Source organism: Micromonospora sp. LOL_015 (assembly GCF_048060275.1).
GTDB lineage: Bacteria > Actinomycetota > Actinomycetes > Mycobacteriales > Micromonosporaceae > Micromonospora_E.
Window position 1 is genome coordinate 44,299 of record NZ_JBHMIO010000032.1, and the last position, 18,059, is coordinate 62,357.

Below are 18,059 nucleotides of genomic sequence, written 5' to 3' on the forward strand. Positions count from 1 at the left end.
ATATGCGTTATGCCCTGCGCGAAAGCTGCGTCAGGATGGGCCGGTGGAACCCGTCGAACTCACCGAGGGCGGCGTCCGGCTTCGGATGTTTCTGCCCGACGACGCCCCTGCGGTCGCCGAGGCCTGCGGCGATCCGACCACCCAGCGGTTCATCCCCGACCTGCCCCGGCCATACACGGTCGCCGACGCACTGCACTGGATCACCAAGGGGTCCACCGCCGCCTGGGCCGGCGGCGGCGCAGCCTGGGCGATCGCCGACCCGGGCAGCGACGAGCTGCTCGGCTGCGTCGGGCTCAGCCGGGCGGTACCCGAGCGGGCCCAGATCGAGGTCGGCTACTGGATCACGCCCCGGGCCCGGGGCAAAGGAGCGGCCACCGCGGCCGCCATCGCCGCCACCGGCCACGCGGTGCGCTCCGGGTTCGGCCGGGTCGAGTTGCTCACCGACGCGGCCAACGCGGTCAGCCAGCGGGTGGCGCTGGCCGCCGGCTTCAGCTACGAGGGGGTACGCCGAGGCGCCGCCAGCCAGCCCGGCCGACTGCCAACCGTCGACCGGCAGGACCTGATGGTCTGGACCCGACTGGCCGGCGACCCACCGGGACCGACCCCACGCACCCTGCCGGACCTGCCCGGCGACGGGTTGACCGACGGGGTGGTCCGGCTGCGCCCGCTCGGCCCGGCCGACGCCGACTTCGCGTACCACCTGGAGTCGCTGCCCGACGTCGCCGCGACCTCGGTCCCACCGGTGGTGCCGACCCGCGCCCTGATCGAGGCGCAGTGCGCCAAGGCACCGGGGAGGTGGCTGGCCGGCCAGCGAATCGACGTGGTCGTCTGCGACGCGGCCAGCGGGACGCCGGCCGGGCGGATCGGGCTCAGCTATCTGAGTCCGGAACTCGGCGAGGCGATGATCGGCTATTCGCTGCTGCCCCAGTGGCGCGGGCGCGGCTACACCGCTCGGGCGGTACGGCTGCTCGCCCGGTGGATCTTCGCCAACACGGCCGTCGCCCGGTTGGCCGCCGGTGCGCTGCCTAGCAACGTCGCGTCCCAGCGGGTACTGAAGCGGGCCGGCTTTCAGCGCGAAGGGCAGAACCGGGCCCAGTTGCCCGGCGCGGACGCCAGCCGCCACGACAGTGTCCAGTACTCGCTGCTACCGGCCGACCTCGACAAAGCGTGAGCCGCGCAGGCCGGTCGGATACCATCGACGGCCGCCCGTTTGGCGGCGACGGCCAACGGTATCCGACCGGTCGACCACGAATTGTCAAAATGGTGGTCGATTAGGCGGTGACGGTCGGTTCAGCCAGCGCGATGACACCGTAGTCGTAGCCTTTGCGGCGGTAGACCACGCTCGGCCGGCCGGACTCCTTGTCCAGGAAAAGATAGAAGTCGTGCCCGACCAGTTCCATCTGGAACAACGCGTCGTCGACCGTCATCGGATCGCCCGGGTGCTCCTTCTCCCGGACGATGTGCCAGGGCTGGTCGTCGTACTCGTCGGCAACGTCTTCGTACCCATCGTCGGTGAAATCCTGCGCGGTGCGGTCGAGTACCGCGACCGATGTCGCCGGCTCCTCGGTCGGCTGGGACGGCGGCAACGGGGCGAATCCGTTCAGCCCGGCGGTCGGCAGCCCGGAGGTCGCCTCGGCCACCGAGACCGGCGCGTGCCGGCCGCGGTGTACCCGGCGCCGGTCGGCGGCGCGGCGCAGCCGGGTGTCCAACTTACTGATGGCGGCGTCGAGGGCGCTGTAGAAATCCTTGGCGCACGCTTCCGCCCGGATCACCGGCCCGCGCGAGACACAGGTGAGTTCGACCCGCTGGCAGTGGTCCGACTGACGGGGATTGCGCTCGTGAAACAACTCGACGTCGACGCGCATCAGCTTGTGGTCGTACCGTTCGACCTTGGCCAACTTCTCGGCTACATGGGCCCGGTAGTGGTCGGGGACCTCTACGTTACGGCCTTTCACCACGATGTCCACGCGTGACCTCCCTGGAACGATCTCAACGATCGGTGTCGCTGCGAAATAATTTGGGACCGGTCAGCGAACCAAGAGTGGTCGGCGTCAACCGGCCGGGTAGCGGAATACACCTCCCTCCGGGACACCTCAGATGGTTATTCAACCACCGGCCATACCCCTGATGTGCCTACGCTAACTCGCCGACGGCGGCGCGTCATCAGTTCGGCAGAGACCGGTGCACGAAGATTCCCAGATTATGAACAAACCCTGACAAAGGACGCTAGACACTGACTACCGCAGGTAACGGCGTCGCGTCGCTGCGAGCACCACGGCGGCGTACACCGGCAGTCCCTGCGCGACAAGCAGCCGGTGCACAGCGGCCAGCGTCGCACCGGTGGTGACGATGTCGTCCACCACGATCACCCGCAGTCGCGGATCCGCCCGCAGCGAGATGTCAAGTCCGACCCGCCGGGGTCGGAACGCCGTCCGGGCGGACGCCAGCCGCGCCGCGCTGTCCAACCCGGCCGAGTCCGGACGGGTCCGGGCCCGCAGCGGCCGCGCCACCGCGACCCGCCGGCCGTCGATCCGCAACCGGGCCGCCGCGTACCGGGTCAGCCGGGCGAGATGATCACCGTGCCGGGCCCGCGCCGCCGCAGCGGTGCTCGGCACCGGGACCAGCAGCACCGGCCGGTCCCCACCGGTGCCGACCGCTGCGGCGACCGCGTCGCCGAGCAGCCGGCCCAGTGGCCGACCCAGCCCGTGCCGGCCCCGCTCCTTGTACGCCAGCAGCAGCTCCCGCAGTACCCCGGCGTACTCGCCCAACGCCACGCAGGGTGGCAGGTCGGGCGGGGCCGGCTCGGGGCGTACCGGCCGGGGACGCAGCCGCTGCACCTCATCGGCGCACCGGCCGCACACGCCGAACCGCAGCCGGCCGGCGGTGCGGCGGCAACCGGCGCACTCCGCCGGCAGCACCAGGTCGGCCAGTGCCGACCAGATGTCGCCCACCACCACCGCAGGTCAGTCAGTACAGGAAGAACGGGGCGGTCGGATTGGTAACCGGGTTCTCCGGCTCCTCGGTCTCGCCCGGCTCCACCCCTTCGATCTCCTCCGGCCGGATCTGCTCGCTCGGCTCGAACAGGTCGTACGGCACACCGTTGGCGACGTACATCCGGGCACCGACCGTGCCGCCGCTGACCGGGTTCGCCGGATAGCCGGCCAGGTGGGTCACGCTCGCCCCGCCGAGGTCCCGCAGCGAACTGGTCTCGATCGCGCCGTCCACCGTCACGTCGTACAGGCTGACCCGCCCGTCTGGGTTCGTGCCGGCCGCCACCAGCAGCGTCTCGGCCACCCAGTCGACCTGGGTGAGGTCGGACAGCGAGGTCGGCACCCGACGGGGTGGCAGCACCTCGACCTTGCCGCCCCGGTTCAGCGCGGCCACGTACAGCCGACCGTCGACCACCAGCGCGATCCGGTGACCGTCCGGGGCCGCACCGACCGACTGCACCTCGCCCGTCACCCCGGGCAGCGTGATCTGCTCGACCGCACCGCTGCCGACCCGGAACGAGTACAGCCCGCCGTCCGCGACGACGAGTCCCACGTCACCTGGTGCCTTGAGCCAGACCGGCCGGCCGATGTCGTCGAAGGTCCGGGTGCTGGCGTCGAAGCTGGTGCCCGCCCCGGTCGCCGCGCCGACGATCAGCCGCTCGGCGCCGCCGTCGGCCACCGCGAGGGCCGCGTACGTGCCGCCACCGACCTGGGTGAAGCCGGCGGTGACCACGTTCTGGTTGACCTCCTCGGTGAGCACCGGGATCGGCTCGCCGGAGCGCGCCGAGCTGCGCAATCGGTGCACCCGGCCCTGGTAGACGGTGAACCGTTCGGGCGTCTCGGGCAGCGCCTGAGTGCCGTTCATCGCCAGCAGGTCGGCACCCGGGTACACCTTCGGAGTCTGCCCCTGGATGGTCAACTCCAGGTCGTTGTCGAACTCCGGCCACAGCGACCACATCAGCTGGGCGGCCAATCGGTCGAGTTCGCGGTCGTCGGCGAACGGAGTCGCGTCGGCGATCAACGTGACCTTAAGCCGGTCTCCGGTGTCGGGCACGTTGCCACCCGAGCGGATGCCGCTCGGCAGCGCCTGCACCGCCGAGGCGAGCCAGTTCGACGGCCCGCTGATCAGCATCTCCAGCAGAACGGTGCGCTGACGCTCCAACGGCACCGCCACCGGCAGGTAACGCAGATCCGGCACCAGCGCCCGTTGGCTGGTGTCCCAGAAGTAGATGGTGCGCTGCAGGTAAAACGTGTTCAACGCGTCCACGCTGAGCAGCAGCGCCGCCGGCGGGTTGAGGACGAACTTGCCCGTCTCACCGGCCACCGACCCGACCTGGAAGGTGTACTCGGTGAACTCCGGCTCCTGGGCGGGCAGCGGCTCCAACGCGCCGTTCGGCCGCAGCAGGCCGAGCTGCTGGACGTCGAGCGCCACCTCCTCCACCCCGGCCTCGGCCCGAGTGATCTGCGGACGTTCACGCAGTCGAACCACGGTCAGCGCGACCTCGGGATTGGGGTCGCGAATGTCCGCACGGTCCTGCGGCGCGACGTACTCGCGTACCTGTTCCACTGCCCGTTCCGCCTCCACGGCGGCGGCCTGCAGGAAGTTGACGACGAACGCCTCGGTGTTGTTGCGTTCGTCGAGCCGCGAGGCCGGCGTCTGGGCACCGCTGCCACCGGTCGGCAGGCCGGGTGCCGGACCCTGCCCGTCGACCCGCACCTCAGTGTTCTCCGGAATGCCGCACCCGGCGGCCAGTACCCCGGCGAGCACCGACAGCAGCGCCAGTCGACGCCACCGGCGGATCACGGTGCCGCTCCGGTCGCGGCCACACCGTCACTGGCCCGGCCGCCGGAGCCGGTGCTCTGCTCCGGGAGGACCACCATCCTGCCGACCGGTTCGGCGGCCGAGGGTGCGGGCTGCGTCGGCGCCCGCCACGGCTCGTCCGGATCGGCACCGTCCGACCCGCCGGGCGGCGGCCGGCGGTCCCCCGGTACCAGCCGCAGCGGTGACGAGGTGAGCCGGTCACCGGCCCGGGCCGGCAGGGTGAGCCGGAACTGGGCACCCTCACCGGGCGCACCCCACGCTTCGAGCCAGCCGCCATGCAGCCGGGCGTCCTCCACGCTGATCGACAGGCCGAGACCGGTCCCACCGGTCTGCCGGGCACGGGACGGATCCGCCCGCCAGAAGCGGTTGAACACCAACTTGTCCTCCCCGGCCCGCAGGCCAACCCCATGATCGCGTACGGTCACCGCGACCGCCGCGTCGTCGACGCCGAGAGTGACCACCACCGGCCGGCCCTCGCCGTGCTCGACGGCGTTGCCGACCAGGTTGCGCAGCACCCGCTCGACCCGCCGGGGATCCACCTCGGCGATAACCGGCGTCGGGGGCAGTCGCAGCTCGATCCGCACGCCGAGCCGTGCGGCCAGCCCGTCGAGCCGGTCGGCGACCCGGCGGACCACCGGCACCAGGTCGGTCGGCTCGGAGTCCAGCACCGCGAACCCGGCGTCGAACCGGCTGATCTCCAGCAGGTCGGTGAGCAGGCTCTCGAACCGGTCCAGCTCGGTCTGCAACAGCTCGGCGCTGCGGGCCGCCGCCGGGTCGAAGCCGTCCCGCTCGGCGAAGAGCAGATCGGCGGCCATCCGTACGGTGGTCAGTGGGGTGCGCAGCTCGTGCGACACGTCGGAGGTGAACCGACGCTGCAGCCGGGACATCTCCTCCAGCCGGGTGATCTGCCGCTGCAGGTTGGTCGCCATCTGGTTGAACGAGGCGGCCAGCATGGCCAGGTCGTCCTCGCCGTCGACCACCATCCGTTGGTCCAGCAGCCCGGCGGAGAGTCGCTGCGCGGTGCGCGCGGCTACCCGTACCGGTGTGACGACCAGCCTGGTGACCAGCGCGGCCAGCAGGCCGAGCAGCATCACCAGGGCCAGTCCGGTGATGAGCACGGTCGCCCGGATCTGGTTGGCGGCCTGATCCTGGGTGGTCAGCGGCACCAGGTAGTAGAGCTCGACCTGACCGAACTTGGTCGGCACCGGGGAGCCGTAGACCAGATACTTGAGCCGCCCCTCGCCGAGGTCACCGGTGCGGATCTGATGCGCCTGGGCACCGGAGCCGACGTGCCGGGCCAGCTCGTCGCTGATCATGCCGGACGCGTCCACCGCCGGCGATGTCGCCGACTGGATCAGTGGATAGCCGCTCGCCGCCATCACCACGACCACCCCACCCACCTGGTCGGGGTCGCCCCCGGCCAGGTTGCTGACGGTCAGCTCGAAGGTCACCCGGACCTGCGGGTCGAAGTACTGCGGATGCACGCTCATCTGCTCGGCGGCGTAGTCCCGCCCGTGGGTCAGCCGCCGCTGCACGTCCTCCCGGGCCCGGTCCAGCAGAATGTTGGTGCTCTGCGACGCCACCATGTACGCGAACCCGCCGACCAGCAGACCGGACGCGACCAGCGTGATGGTCACCACCCGCAGCTGCAGGGACCTGCGCCACATCCGCTGGGCGCCGCTGGTCACCGGCCGGGTCCGGGCCAGCAGCAGCTCCCGTGCCGGGCGCAGTGCGCCACTGACACGGGAAATCAGGTCGGACACGGTGCGGGATCGGCCAGCCACAGTACCGACCAGGCTAGCCGGTGCCCGCCTTGTAGCCCACGCCCCGAACGGTGAGGATGATTTCGGGTCGCTCCGGATCCGGCTCGATCTTGGCGCGCAACCGCTGCACGTGCACGTTCACCAGCCGGGTGTCGGCCGCGTGCCGGTAACCCCAGACCTGCTCCAGTAGCACCTCACGGGTGAACACCTGGCGCGGCTTACGGGCCAGCGCGACCAGCAGGTCGAACTCCAACGGTGTCAGCTTCACCTCCGCACCGTCGCGGCTGACGGTGTGCGCCGGCACGTCGATGGTGATCTGGTTCCCCGGTGGCCCGATGGTGAGCAGTTCGGGCGCGACGTCCTCGCCCCGGCGCAGCCGGGCCCGCATCCGGGCGACCAGCTCCTTGGGCTTGAACGGCTTCACCACGTAGTCGTCGGCGCCGGACTCCAGGCCGAGCACGACGTCGACGGTGTCGCTCTTGGCGGTGAGCATGACGATCGGGATGCCCGATTCGGAGCGGATCGCCCGGCAGACGTCGATCCCGCTCATCCCGGGCAGCATCAGGTCGAGCAGGACGATGTCCGGCCGATTGTCCCGGAAAGCGGCGAGCGCCCGCTCACCGTCGGCAACGAACGACGGCAGGAAGCCCTCGCTGCGCAGCACGATACCCATCATCTCCGCCAGGGCGGGATCGTCATCGACAACCAGCACGCGGGCTCTCATGTGACCAATATTCCATCCCGGTTCCATCGGCGGGGCACCGCCACCGGCCGGACCGGTCACAGCACTGCGGCACGGTCATGACATCCCCGCCCGGTCACGACATTCCGGACATCGCGCCGCCCTACAGCGGCTGACGGCGATCCGCGTGCCACGATGGTAGGCCAGCGTCCCGTCCGAACCATCGGCCACCTCGTCACCAGGAGTCCGCGTGGATCACGCCGGCCTGCCCGACGTGCTGCCGCTGCGCCCGCTCACCACGGGCGAATTGCTGGACGCAGCCGTTGGTCTGCTCCGCGGCCACGCACCCGTCCTGTTGACCGTCGGCGCCGTACTCGCTCTCGGTGAGCAACTGCTGCTGCTCCCACTGCGCGAGGCGGCCGGAACCACCGCCCCCGGATACCTGCCGAGCTGGAACCGGCTCGGCCTCTACTGGCTGCTGCTCGCCGCCGGGGCGGCCCTCGAAGCGACGGCGATCGCCATGCTCGGCGGCCTCACCTCGCGGGCGGCCGGAGGGGCGCTGTCCGGTCGGCACATCACCGGGGCCCGGCTGCTCGACCCGCGCGGCGGCCGGTTCGCCGCGGTCGTGCTGGTCGCCTGGGCGGCCGGGACCATCATGTTCGCCGCCGCGCTCGCCGGACCGGTCTGGTTCATCGGGTACGCGGTCCTCGGGCTGGCGGTCCCGGCCGTGGTGCTGGACCGGGTGCCGGTCTGGCAGTCGCTGGCCCGGTCCGCCGCGCTCGCCACCCGCGCCGGGCTGCGCGCCGGGCTGATCCGCGTCCTGGGCTACCTGATCTGGTTCGTCATCCGCGCCGGCCTGGCGATCGGCGCGGTGAACCTGGTCGACCGGGACGCGGCGTGGCTCGCCGTCGCGACCGTCGCCGGCTGGACACTTCTCAACGCGGTCGGCTACCCGGCACTCGCCTGCCTGGACGCCGTCCTGCACGTGGAGACGCGGATGCGCACCGAAGGACTGGACATCCGCCTACGGCGGGCGTCGATCCCGACGGCCGCCTCCCGGGCCGCAGCGTCGGTGAGACCGGACGCCGGTTTACCGGTGGCCGGCAGGTGATCACGACCGTGAGCCGCTGGTGGACCGAGTTCGTCGCCGCCGTCGGCGACGTCGTCCCGCTGCCCCTTGCCACAGTGCTGCTGATGGCCGGCGCCGCGTTGGCCGCCCTCGGATGGTTCCACTGGCCCCGCTGGTGGCCACGGCGCCGGCCCGGTCCATGGGGCTGGCCGGCACCGCCCGGCCTGCCCCGCTGGCTGGCCGCGCTCGATCCACGCCGCTGGCGCCGCCGGCGGGCGGCGGCCGCCGACGGCCGCCCCGGTGGTTCGCCGGTGCCGCCGCCCCGGTCGACCGACGTTCCGGCCGCACTCGCCGACCGGTACGCCGACCAGGGCCGGTACGCCGAGGCAATCCGGGAACGGCTGCGCGCGATGGTCGTGGAGATCGCCGACCACGGGGTGCTCACCGACCGCCCCAGCTGGACCGTCACCGAACTCGCCGATGTGGCCGGGCGGGCCGAGCCGGCCGCCCACCCCGTGCTGACCGAGGCCGGCGGCATCTTCAGCGACGTGTGGTACGGCGAACAGCCGGCACTGCCCGGCCACGACCGGCGGATGCGCGAACTCGCCGGCCAGCTGCGTCACGCACTCGACCAGGACCGTCGGCCCGCCGGCCAGCGACCGGGCCGGCGACGGTGACCCGGCCCGGTGTTCGCCGCCAAGGGCTGCCACGGCGGCGGCGGTGGCTGCGGATCGCGATCCCGTTCACGGTGGTCGGCGTCCTGCTCGTCGGCACCGCCGTGGCGTACCAGCTGACCCACCCGGACCCGACCCGGCCCGGCTTCCTCTCCCCGACCAACCACGGCCCGGACGGCGGCAGCGACCTCGCCGCCGCGTTGCGCGACGACGGCATCACCGTCCACTCCGTTGACGGGACCGTCGACGCGATCCGCGCCGCGCTGACCGGACCCACCACGCTGTTCGTTCCCGCACCCACCCTGGTTCATCGGGACTACCTGCAGGCGCTCGGTCGGATGCCGGCCGGGACCCGGGTGCTGCTGGTCGACCCGCCGGCCCGGCTGCTACGTGGCGAGCCGCTGCCGGTCGAGCGCCGCACCCGGCGCTGGGCGGCCCAGGTCGACGATCCGGACCACGACGACCGGCGGTGCGCACTGCCCGAGGTGGCCGACACCGGACCGGCGGCGGCCGTACGGCAGCGTTACGCTGCCCCGCCCGGAATCGACCCGGACCGGTTCGACCTGTGCTTCGATGCCGGCCTGGCCCGGCTCGACTGGGGGCAGGCCGAGCTGGTGGTGGTCGGGGCGAGCGACCCGTTCCGCAACGACCGGTTCGACGAGCACCGCAACGCTCGGTTCGCCGCCCAACTGCTCGGCACCCGTGCGCAGGTGGTCTGGCTCGACCTCGCCCGCCCGGACACCCCACCGGAACCCGGGGAGCCGGTGCAGCAGCCGTCGATCCACCTCGGCGAGGACGACCCCGGCGCCGGCCCGCAGGTCAGCGCCCAGCCGACCGGGCAACCACACGGACCGGTGGCCAGCGAGGTCCGGCCACCGCAGGACACCCTGCTGGACGCTTTTCCGCCGTGGTTCTGGGCGTTGCTCGCCCAGCTGGCCGTCGCCGCCCTGGTACTGGTGCTGTGGCGGGCCCGCCGGTTCGGTCCACCGGTGTCCGAGGCGCTGCCGGTGACGGTTCCGGTTGCCGAGACGATGCTGGGCCGAGGGCAGCTCTACCGGCGGTCCCGGGAACGGGCCCCCACCACGGGTATCCTGCGTACCGCCGCACTGGCCCGGCTTGTCCCGATGCTGGATCTGCCGGATCAACCTCAACCGGCGGACGTCGTGGCGGCGGTCGCCGACCGGACCGGGGCGTCCGCCGAGCAGATCGACGCGTTGCTGTACGGGCCGCCGCCCACCACCGACGGCGACCTGCTGCACCTGGCCCGGCGGCTGGCCGCCCTGCCCACCGAGGTCGCCGATCCGGCCAACCGCATCAACCCGGCAAATGAAGCGGAACGGACACCGTCCGGCGGGCCGGTGGCTCCGGCACCCCGGTCCCCATCCGCGATCGAAGGAGAACCCTGGTGACCCGACCCAGCGTGACCGCCGACATCGACGCCGACCTCGCCGGCCACGACGCCGCCCGCGACGCGCTGCGCCGGCTGCGAGCCGAGGTCGCCAAGGCCGTGGTCGGGCAGGACGCCGTGGTCACCGGTCTGGTCATCGCGCTGCTCTGCCGCGGGCACGTGCTGCTGGAAGGCGTCCCCGGCGTCGCCAAGACCCTGCTGGTACGCGCGTTCGCCGCAGCGCTGGATCTGGACGCCAAGCGGGTGCAGTTCACCCCGGACCTGATGCCGGGCGACGTCACCGGGTCACTCATCTTCGATCCACGAAGTGCCGCGTTCACCTTCCGGGAAGGCCCGGTCTTCACCAACCTGCTACTCGCCGACGAAATCAACCGGACACCACCGAAGACGCAGTCGGCCCTGCTCGAGGTGATGGAGGAGCATCAGGTCTCGGTGGAAGGGGTCCGCCGGCCGCTGCCGGCACCGTTCATCGTGGCCGCCACCCAGAACCCGATCGAGTACGAGGGCACCTACCCGTTGCCGGAGGCACAACTCGACCGATTCCTGCTCAAGTTGTCCGTACCGCTGCCCACCCGGAACGAGGAACTGGGCGTGCTGCGGGCCCACCACGCTGGCTTCGATCCGGCGGACCTGGCCGCCGCCGGGGTGCGCCCGGTCGCCGGGGCGGCCGACCTGGCCGCAGCCCGCCGGGCAATCGGGCAGGTACGGGTCAGCGAAGAGGTGTTCGGCTACATCGTGGACCTGTGCCGGGCCACCCGGACGGCTCCCGCGCTGGCGCTCGGTGCCTCACCGCGGGGCACCACCGCGCTGCTCAACACAGCCAAGGCGTGGGGGTGGCTGGCCGGCCGCGACTACGTCACACCGGACGATGTGAAGGCGGTCACCCGGGCCACCCTGCGGCACCGGATCCGGCTCCGGCCGGAGGCGGAGTTGGAGGGGGTCACCGAGGACGCCGTACTCGAATCGGTGCTCGGCGCCGTCCCGACGCCACGGTGACCGGGCTGGTGGCGCCGCCGGCCGGGGCCGGACGGCCGCCGTGCTGACCTGGCGGGCGGCGGTGCTGCTCGGGGCCGGCGCGGTGACCCTGCCGTGGTGGCCGCGGCCATGGCTGGGTTTGGTGATCGTCACCGGATCGGTGGCCCTGTTCGCGCTGATCGACCTGGCGTGGGCCGCCCCGCTGAGCGCCCTGGAGCTGCGCCGCGACGGCGACCGGACCAGTTGGTTCGGCACTACGGCGACAGTGACGTTGCGGCTGCGCAACGGCTCCCGACGGCGGCTGCGGGCCGAGGTCCGCGACGCCTGGACCCCGTCGGCCGGCGCCGCCCCCGCCGAGAGCGCCGGCACCGATCCAGCCGATCGCGCCGGCACCGCCACTTACCCCGCCGGCACCGTCGGCGGTGGACCCATCTGGCGGGTACGGCTGGCACCGGGAGCTACCGCCGCACTACCCGCCGCACTCAGCCCGACCCGTCGCGGCGACCGCCGCGCCGTCGAGGTGACCGTCCGGTCCACCGGCCCACTCGGGCTGGCGTTCCGGCAACGACGCCGACGGCCGGCCACCCCGCAGTGGACGCTGCGGGTGCTGCCCCGCTTCGACTCCCGGCGGCTGTTGCCGGAGAAACTGGCCCGGCTGCGGGTGATCGACGGCATGCGGGCGGCCCGGGGACGGGGGCAGGGCACCGAGTTCGACAACCTGCGCGAGTACGTGGTCGGCGACGACGTACGGTCGATCGACTGGCGAGCCAGCGCCCGGCGCTCCGACGTACTGGTCCGGACCTGGCGTCCGGAGCGGGACCGGCGGGTGGTGTTCGTCCTGGACACCGGGCGCACGTCGGCGGTCCGCGTCGGCGACCAGCCCCGGCTGGACGTGGCGATCGACGCCGCGCTGCTGCTGGCCACGCTGGCACACCGGGCCGGCGACCGGTTCGACCTGCTGGCGGTGGACACGAAGGTCCGAGCCCGGATCTGGGGCGCAAGCCGACAGACCCTGCTGCCCCGGTTGGTCGCCGAACTGGCGGTGCTGCAACCGACGCTGGTGGAAACGGACCACGAACTGATGGCCGGTGAGCTGCTCCGCCGGGAGACTCGCCGGTCCCTGGTGGTGCTCTGCACCGCGCTGGAGCCGGCGGCGCTCGGCGACGGACTGCTGCCGGTGCTGCCCCGACTCGTCGCCCGGCACCAGGTGGTGGTGGCCGCGGTCGGGGATCCGGCGGTGCCGGCCGTCGTCAACGGGCCGGTGCGCGACGTCGCCGACGCATACCTGGCCGCCTCCGCAGCACAGACCACGGCCGAGCGGGACCGGGTCGGTGGTGCGCTGCGTCGGCACGGCGTCCCGGTGCTGGACGCGGCCGCGCCGGGATTCGCCGGCCGGCTCGCCGACCTCTACCTTCAGCTGAAACTGCTCGGCCGGCTCTGAACCGGGTCGGCGGGGCGCCGGGCCGGATCAGCGGGGTGCCGGGAGCCGAGGATGAGGACGTAGCCGAGGAAAGCGAGCCAGGCGGCGACCCCGATGGCGACCCGCAGCCAGGTCGGCAGCGGTGCCGGGGTGACGAAGGCCTCGATCAGCCCAGCCACCGCGAACAGCAACACCAGCCCGAGCGCCACCAGTACGCCGGAGAGCCCGGCCTCGGCGACCGCCCGGCCCCGGGTCAGGTGCGCCGGCGGCGCGATCCACGCCCCGCCGATCCGCAGCCCCACGCCGGCAGCGATGAAGACGCCGGTCAATTCCAGCAGACCGTGCGGCGTGACCAGCCCGAAGAAGACATCGGCCCGGTCGTACGAGATCATCACCCCACCGGTGACCCCGAGGTTCAGCGCGTTCACCCAGAGTAGGTAGAGCACCGGGGCCACCAGTATGCCGGCGGCCAGGCACTGCGCGGCGAGCCAGGCGTTGTGCGCCCACAACTGGGCGGCGAAGTTCGGTGCCGCGTACCGGGTGTAGTAGCCGGCGAAGCTCGACTCGGCGAGCTCAGCGGCGGCCTGGTCACCGATCAGCAGCCGGGCGCTGTCCGGATTGCCGGCCACCCACCACATCAGAAAGCCGGTGAGCGTGCAGAAGGCGACGGCCACCGCCGCCCACCAGGGCGCCGCCTGGAACACCGCCCGGGGGAACCCGACGCTGAAGAACCGGCCTACCCGGGCCCAGGAGAATCCCCGACCCCGGGTGAGCCGAGCGCGGGCCGCCAGCACCAGCCGGGACAGCCGGGCGACCAGCGCCGGGTCCGGCGAGCGGCTGCGGACCGCCGACAGGTGGGTGGCGGTCCGCTGGTAGAGCGCGACCAGCTCGTCCACCTCGGCGACGGTTAGTCGCCGGGCACGCACGAGCTGTTCCAGTCGTCGCCACTGGGGCTCGTGCTCCGCCACGTACGCGTCGAGGTCCACGGTCACCTCCCGTCCCATAGTGTTCACTGGCAGGGTGGCCATGCAGACAACCGGGGGCGGCAGGCTGGTCAGCGGCGAAGCTGTCGAGGTGGAGGTACGGCTGGCCCGGCTCGGCTCGCGGCTGCTGGCCCTGCTCGTCGACCTCGTCGTGCAGGCGCTGATCGCGGTGGTGCTGGCGGTCCTGGCCGGGCTGCTGCTCGCATCGATGCGCGCGTCCATCGAGGTCGACGAGGCGCTCGGGCAGGCCCTACTCACGGTCGGCGCCGTCGTGGTGCTCGTCGGCTACCCGGTGCTGTGCGAGACGTTGAACGCCGGCCGTACCGTCGGCAAACTGGCGGTCGGCATCCGGGTGGTACGCGACGACGGCAGCCCGCCACGTTTCCGGCACTCGCTGACCCGTGCCCTGGTCGGCGTGGCCGCCGAGTGGCCCGGTCTGCTGCTGCCGCCGCTCACCTGGCTGGCCAGCCTGGTGACCTTGGCAATCAACCGGGACGGCAAACGCCTCGGCGACCTGGCCGCCGGCACGGTCGTGGTGCACGATCGGGCCCCGGCGGCCTGGGGGTGGGTGCCGGACATGCCGCCGGTGCTCGCCGGTTGGGCCCGTACCCTCGATCTGAGCCGTCTCGACGACGACCTCGCGCTGGACGTACGGCATCTGCTCGCCCGGGGGCACGGATTCGCCGAACCAACCCGCTCCGACCTGGTCCGGTTGGTGACCGAACAGGTCGCGGCGGTGGTCACTCCCCCGCCGCCGGCCGGTGTTCCGGACTGGGCCTACCTGGCGGCGGTTCTCGCCGAACGCCGTCGCCGGTCGGCGCAGCGGCTGGCCCGGACCAGGGCGGTGACCGCCGCGCTCTGGCCGGAACTCGCTGCGGTGAGTCCGGCGCGCACAAGCGCCCCGCGTCCGACGGCGCCGGTCCGGGCCGCCGCGCCAGAGTCGGTCGCGCCGACGCAGCGGGATGGACCGGACTGGCCACGCGGCAGCTGGCCGCGGCCACCGTGGCTGGGCCCGACGGCGGAGCAGCCGGACTGGACCGGGGTGCGCCGTCCACCGGTCGCCAGCACGCTGCGCACTGCCGGCGCACGATCCGACCGAGAGCGGCCGCCCGGATCCGCACTGTCGTGAACCGGCTTACGACTGGCCAGGTGTGGCAGCATCGGTGCCGTGAAGGCATTCCTCCCGTGGTTGGTCGTCCTTGCCCTGGTGATCCTGTTGAACGCGGTCGGGTTGCGCCCATTGGCCACCGCGCTGGCCCTCGGTTGGCTGGCGTACTGCATCTGGACCTGGGTCCGACCGGGCAGCCGCTCCCAGGGTTGACCTCGCCGGCACGCCACGAGTCGGTAATTTCCGGATTAGCTTGACAGCCTGACTACTCGCTGCGAGTCTATGGCTACGTCGCGTCACGATGATCGTCACGCTGACGCGCGGGGGAACCAAACCGGGGGGATGCGCGGGGCGGCTGTCGGTGAGCGGAGCGGACGCTCACCCGGCCGCCCCGCGTGCTTGTCCGCCAGCAGCCGGCTAGTCGATCGACGGATCGACCGAGGCGACGAAGGCCGTCCCAGTGCCGGAGACCGCCAATGGCGTCCCGCCGGCCGGCCCCACCGCCGCCTGCCCGGCCCGGACCGACACCGCCGCCACATCGTCGTCGACGGTGACCTCACCGGCGACACAGAGCACCACCCGGGGGCCTTCGACCGGCACCGACACCCGCCGCACGTCAGTGTCGAGCACAACCCGGTGCAGCACGAACTCGGCGACCGGCACCGGCCAGGTGACCACCCCGGAAGCGACCCGCTGGATGCGTACCACCGGGTCGTCGAGCACCTCGAAGCGCAACACCCGCAGCAGCTCCGCGACGTCGACATGCTTGGGGGTCAACCCACCGCGCAGCACGTTGTCACTGGCCGCCATGACCTCCACGCCGGCACCCCGCAGGTACGCGTGCAGGTTGCCGGCCGGCATCCAGATCGCCTCTCCTGGAGCCAGGGTGACCTGGTTGAGCAGCAACGCCACCAGCACCCCGGGGTCGGCCGGATAGTGCCCGGCCAGCCGGCGCAGCAGCGCCGCGTCGGCGGCGTACCGCGTCGGCAGCCGGTCGGCGCCCGCCACCGCCGCCGCGACCAGAGCCGGCCGTTGCGGCCCCGGCCATCGCAGCAACCGCTCCATCGCCTCCGGCAGCCCGCCCGGTCCGACCCGCAACGCCTTGATCACCGGCTCCATCTCGTCGACGCCCAACTCCGCCAGCACCTCGGCGGATTGCTGCGGTGCCCGGAAGCCGCAGAGCGCATCGAACTCGCTGAGCGCCACCAACAGCTCCGGCTTGTGGTGCGGGTCGACGTAGTTGCGCCCCGCCGAGGTGGACGGCAGCTTCGACTGCGCGGCGTACCCGGCGCGGGCCTGCGCCGCGTCCGGATGCGCCTGCAACGACAGCGGTGTCTCGGCGGCCAGCACCTTCATCAGGTACGGCAGCCGCCCGTCGAACCGGGTCGCAGTCGGCGCGCCCAGCCAGCCCACCGGATCCTGGTCGATCAGCTCCGGCAGCCCGACCAGCGCCCCGCCCCGCCGCACCTGGGACGGCGCGCCGGGGTGGGCACCCAGCCAGAGCTCCGCCTCCGGCCCGGGTGCCGGAGCCGGGCGCCCCTGCAGCTGCGCGATGACGGTCCGCGACCCCCAGGCGTAGTCCCGGATCCGGCCGGTCAACAGTTCCACGACGCCCGCCTCAGGTGGTGGAGAGTTCCTTCATCTCGCTCACCGCCGGCACCGCCATCGGGTCCAGATGGTGCGCCAACGCCAGGTAGACGGAGGCGAAGTCGGGGACCGAGATCAACGAGGCGAGCCGTTCCAGCGCCGAACCGCCCTCCGCGGTGATCACGTCGCACCGCACACCGCGCCGGTCCGCCAGGGTCTGCACCGCCTCGGCCCGGCGCTCCTCGACCACGAAGGGTTCGTCGGCGTCGTCCTCCGGGTTCAGCCCACCGTCGCGCAGCAGCACCAGACGCAGCCGGGTCGGCGACTCGGACTGGTCATCGTCGTCGTCCGGGTCGGCAAAAATGTCCCGGGTCGACTCCCCCAGGCCGCCGAAGACCCCGTCGAGCAGCCCTACCCGACCCCGGCCGGCCTCGCCGAGCGCCCCGGTGACCACCGGGTAGCGGGCGTTCGTGGACAGCGTGTCGCCGAACCGGCGGGCGGCGACCGACGCCACCGGCGACGAGCCCCAGACGATCGGCACCGAGCCGGCCAGCCCGAGAGCGAGGGCCTTCGCCGGGTTGACGAACGACTCGGCGGCCGGGCGGCACCGCTCGGCGTCGGCGTCCAGCCGGGCCGCCGTCTCCGCCAGATCCGCCTCGTTGACCTTGACCAGGCCCAACGCCCGCGCGGCCAGCAGCACCGGCACGGTCAACGCCCAGAGGCTGGCCCGGGCCGGAGCGCGCCGTGGCACCGGGACGAACGGGGCGCGTACCCCTTCGGCGACCGACTGCAGCTGCGAGTCGGGCGGCCCGACGGCGACCAGTCGGGCACCGCGCCGGGCCGCGGCCTGAGCCGCACCCAGCGCCTCCGGGCTGCGCCCCGAGGCGCTGACCGCGATGACCACGTCGGCCGCGCCGACCCAGCCGGGCACACCGGCGCTGCGGTGCGGAATCACCGGTACGGGACAGCGCGGGCCGGCCACAGTGGCCAGCACGTCACCGGTCCGCCCGGCGGTACCGATACCGGCGATGACCACCGCCCGGGGCCGCCCCTCGTCGGTGAGCACCCCGAGGTTTGCCTCGGCGGCCAGCGCCGCCGACTCGCGCACCTGGGCACCGGCCGACGCGGTGAACCGCAGCATGCCGCCGGGATCGGTCGAGTTGAGCCCGTCCACGTCGTCGAGCAACGCCTCGTCGGCGACCCGTCGACCCACCACCCCGGACGTGCCGTCGATCGGAACCGCCATCAGCCGGCCTCGCCGGGCCGGCGGGCCTCATCCAGCAGCAGCACCGGAATCCCGTCCCGCACCTCGAAGACCCGCGAGCACTCCGGACAGGTGAGGGTCGACGCGGCAGCGTCGTAGGTCAACGGCGTGTGGTGCGTGTCCGGGCAGGCGAGGATCTCCAGCAGCTGCGAATCCAGGGCCATCGGATGGCTCCTTCCACGTGTCTCGCCGACGGACCCCGTCCCGGGGTGCGCCTTCCGGTGAAGATCCTAGGGCGTGTATCAAAGTCGGCCGTGGGCGGGTGACGACTTTCGGCGTGTCGCTGCCCGGTAAACAGCGAGGTCTCCGGTAGA

Annotated in this window: 17 protein-coding genes; 8 read left to right on the forward strand and 9 right to left on the reverse strand. The window is 72.7% G+C overall.

The window, feature by feature from the left end; genetic code table 11:
• The first annotated feature begins 43 nt into the window (after positions 1 to 43).
• The gene (locus ACFHWU_RS22210; RefSeq protein WP_416556095.1) at positions 44 to 1,171 is read left to right on the forward strand and encodes a GNAT family N-acetyltransferase; all 1,128 of its coding nucleotides are present in this window, start codon (positions 44 to 46) and stop codon (positions 1,169 to 1,171) included.
• Positions 1,172 to 1,271: 100 nt separating this feature from the next.
• Here ACFHWU_RS22210 and hpf read toward each other — a convergent pair whose 3' ends face one another.
• The 5 genes from hpf to mtrA all read right to left on the reverse strand — a co-directional run bounded on the left by hpf (position 1,272) and on the right by mtrA (position 7,299).
• On the reverse strand, positions 1,272 to 1,967 hold the full coding sequence (gene hpf / locus ACFHWU_RS22215) for a ribosome hibernation-promoting factor, HPF/YfiA family (protein WP_416556094.1): 696 nt from the start codon (positions 1,965 to 1,967) through the stop codon (positions 1,272 to 1,274).
• A gap of 270 nt (positions 1,968 to 2,237) precedes the next feature.
• Positions 2,238 to 2,954, reverse strand: coding sequence for a ComF family protein (locus ACFHWU_RS22220; RefSeq protein ID WP_416591461.1), 717 nt, complete (start codon positions 2,952 to 2,954; stop codon positions 2,238 to 2,240).
• A 13-nt stretch (positions 2,955 to 2,967) separates the two neighbouring features.
• A complete protein-coding gene (locus tag ACFHWU_RS22225) occupies positions 2,968 to 4,794 on the reverse strand; it encodes an LpqB family beta-propeller domain-containing protein (protein WP_416556092.1) in 1,827 nt (608 codons plus the stop codon).
• Positions 4,791 to 6,479 carry an MtrAB system histidine kinase MtrB gene (gene mtrB, locus ACFHWU_RS22230; protein WP_416556116.1) on the reverse strand — a complete coding sequence of 563 codons (1,689 nt, stop codon included), beginning with the start codon at positions 6,477 to 6,479 and terminating at the stop codon, positions 4,791 to 4,793. Before mtrB ends, ACFHWU_RS22225 begins: the two co-directional genes overlap by 4 nt.
• 130 nt (positions 6,480 to 6,609) lie before the next feature.
• The gene (gene mtrA, locus ACFHWU_RS22235; RefSeq protein WP_281551702.1) at positions 6,610 to 7,299 is read right to left on the reverse strand and encodes an MtrAB system response regulator MtrA; all 690 of its coding nucleotides are present in this window, start codon (positions 7,297 to 7,299) and stop codon (positions 6,610 to 6,612) included.
• Positions 7,300 to 7,507: 208 nt separating this feature from the next.
• On the opposite strand from mtrA, the gene ACFHWU_RS22240 reads away from it, so the two are divergent.
• From ACFHWU_RS22240 to ACFHWU_RS22260, 5 genes are read left to right on the forward strand one after another with little or no spacing between them, the layout of a single operon-like run.
• A complete protein-coding gene (locus ACFHWU_RS22240; RefSeq protein ID WP_416556091.1) occupies positions 7,508 to 8,368 on the forward strand; it encodes a hypothetical protein in 861 nt (286 codons plus the stop codon).
• Complete coding sequence (locus tag ACFHWU_RS22245; protein WP_416556090.1) at positions 8,365 to 9,003, forward strand: DUF4129 domain-containing protein; 639 nt, start codon at positions 8,365 to 8,367, stop codon at positions 9,001 to 9,003. Before ACFHWU_RS22240 ends, ACFHWU_RS22245 begins: the two co-directional genes overlap by 4 nt.
• Complete coding sequence (locus tag ACFHWU_RS22250) at positions 9,000 to 10,409, forward strand: DUF4350 domain-containing protein (RefSeq protein ID WP_416591462.1); 1,410 nt, start codon at positions 9,000 to 9,002, stop codon at positions 10,407 to 10,409. Before ACFHWU_RS22245 ends, ACFHWU_RS22250 begins: the two co-directional genes overlap by 4 nt.
• Complete coding sequence (locus ACFHWU_RS22255; protein WP_416556115.1) at positions 10,403 to 11,404, forward strand: AAA family ATPase; 1,002 nt, start codon at positions 10,403 to 10,405, stop codon at positions 11,402 to 11,404. Before ACFHWU_RS22250 ends, ACFHWU_RS22255 begins: the two co-directional genes overlap by 7 nt.
• Positions 11,405 to 11,447: 43 nt before the next feature.
• Positions 11,448 to 12,824 carry a DUF58 domain-containing protein gene (locus ACFHWU_RS22260; RefSeq protein WP_416591466.1) on the forward strand — a complete coding sequence of 459 codons (1,377 nt, stop codon included), beginning with the start codon at positions 11,448 to 11,450 and terminating at the stop codon, positions 12,822 to 12,824.
• Here the strand turns inward: ACFHWU_RS22260 and ACFHWU_RS22265 are convergent.
• Positions 12,797 to 13,831 carry a stage II sporulation protein M gene (locus tag ACFHWU_RS22265; RefSeq protein ID WP_416556088.1) on the reverse strand — a complete coding sequence of 345 codons (1,035 nt, stop codon included), beginning with the start codon at positions 13,829 to 13,831 and terminating at the stop codon, positions 12,797 to 12,799. The genes ACFHWU_RS22260 and ACFHWU_RS22265 overlap by 28 nt on opposite strands.
• Here ACFHWU_RS22265 and ACFHWU_RS22270 point away from each other — a divergent pair.
• Together ACFHWU_RS22270 and ACFHWU_RS22275 are read left to right on the forward strand one after the other, a co-directional pair.
• Positions 13,830 to 14,915, forward strand: a complete 1,086-nt coding sequence (locus ACFHWU_RS22270; RefSeq protein WP_416556113.1) for an RDD family protein — start codon at positions 13,830 to 13,832, stop codon at positions 14,913 to 14,915. The genes ACFHWU_RS22265 and ACFHWU_RS22270 overlap by 2 nt on opposite strands.
• A gap of 39 nt (positions 14,916 to 14,954) precedes the next feature.
• Positions 14,955 to 15,107: a hypothetical protein gene (locus tag ACFHWU_RS22275; protein ID WP_278173964.1), complete on the forward strand. Its 153-nt coding sequence runs from the start codon at positions 14,955 to 14,957 to the stop codon at positions 15,105 to 15,107.
• A 204-nt stretch (positions 15,108 to 15,311) separates the two neighbouring features.
• On the opposite strand, the gene manA is transcribed toward ACFHWU_RS22275, so the two are convergent.
• Genes manA through ACFHWU_RS22290 form a run of 3 tightly spaced genes read right to left on the reverse strand, consistent with a single transcriptional unit; the run spans position 15,312 to position 17,909 of the window.
• Complete coding sequence (manA, locus tag ACFHWU_RS22280; protein WP_416591463.1) at positions 15,312 to 16,502, reverse strand: mannose-6-phosphate isomerase, class I; 1,191 nt, start codon at positions 16,500 to 16,502, stop codon at positions 15,312 to 15,314.
• Positions 16,503 to 16,512: 10 nt separating this feature from the next.
• Positions 16,513 to 17,727: an SIS domain-containing protein gene (locus ACFHWU_RS22285; protein ID WP_416556084.1), complete on the reverse strand. Its 1,215-nt coding sequence runs from the start codon at positions 17,725 to 17,727 to the stop codon at positions 16,513 to 16,515.
• A complete protein-coding gene (locus ACFHWU_RS22290; RefSeq protein WP_416556083.1) occupies positions 17,727 to 17,909 on the reverse strand; it encodes a Trm112 family protein in 183 nt (60 codons plus the stop codon). Before ACFHWU_RS22290 ends, ACFHWU_RS22285 begins: the two co-directional genes overlap by 1 nt.
• Positions 17,910 to 18,059 lie beyond the last annotated feature (150 nt).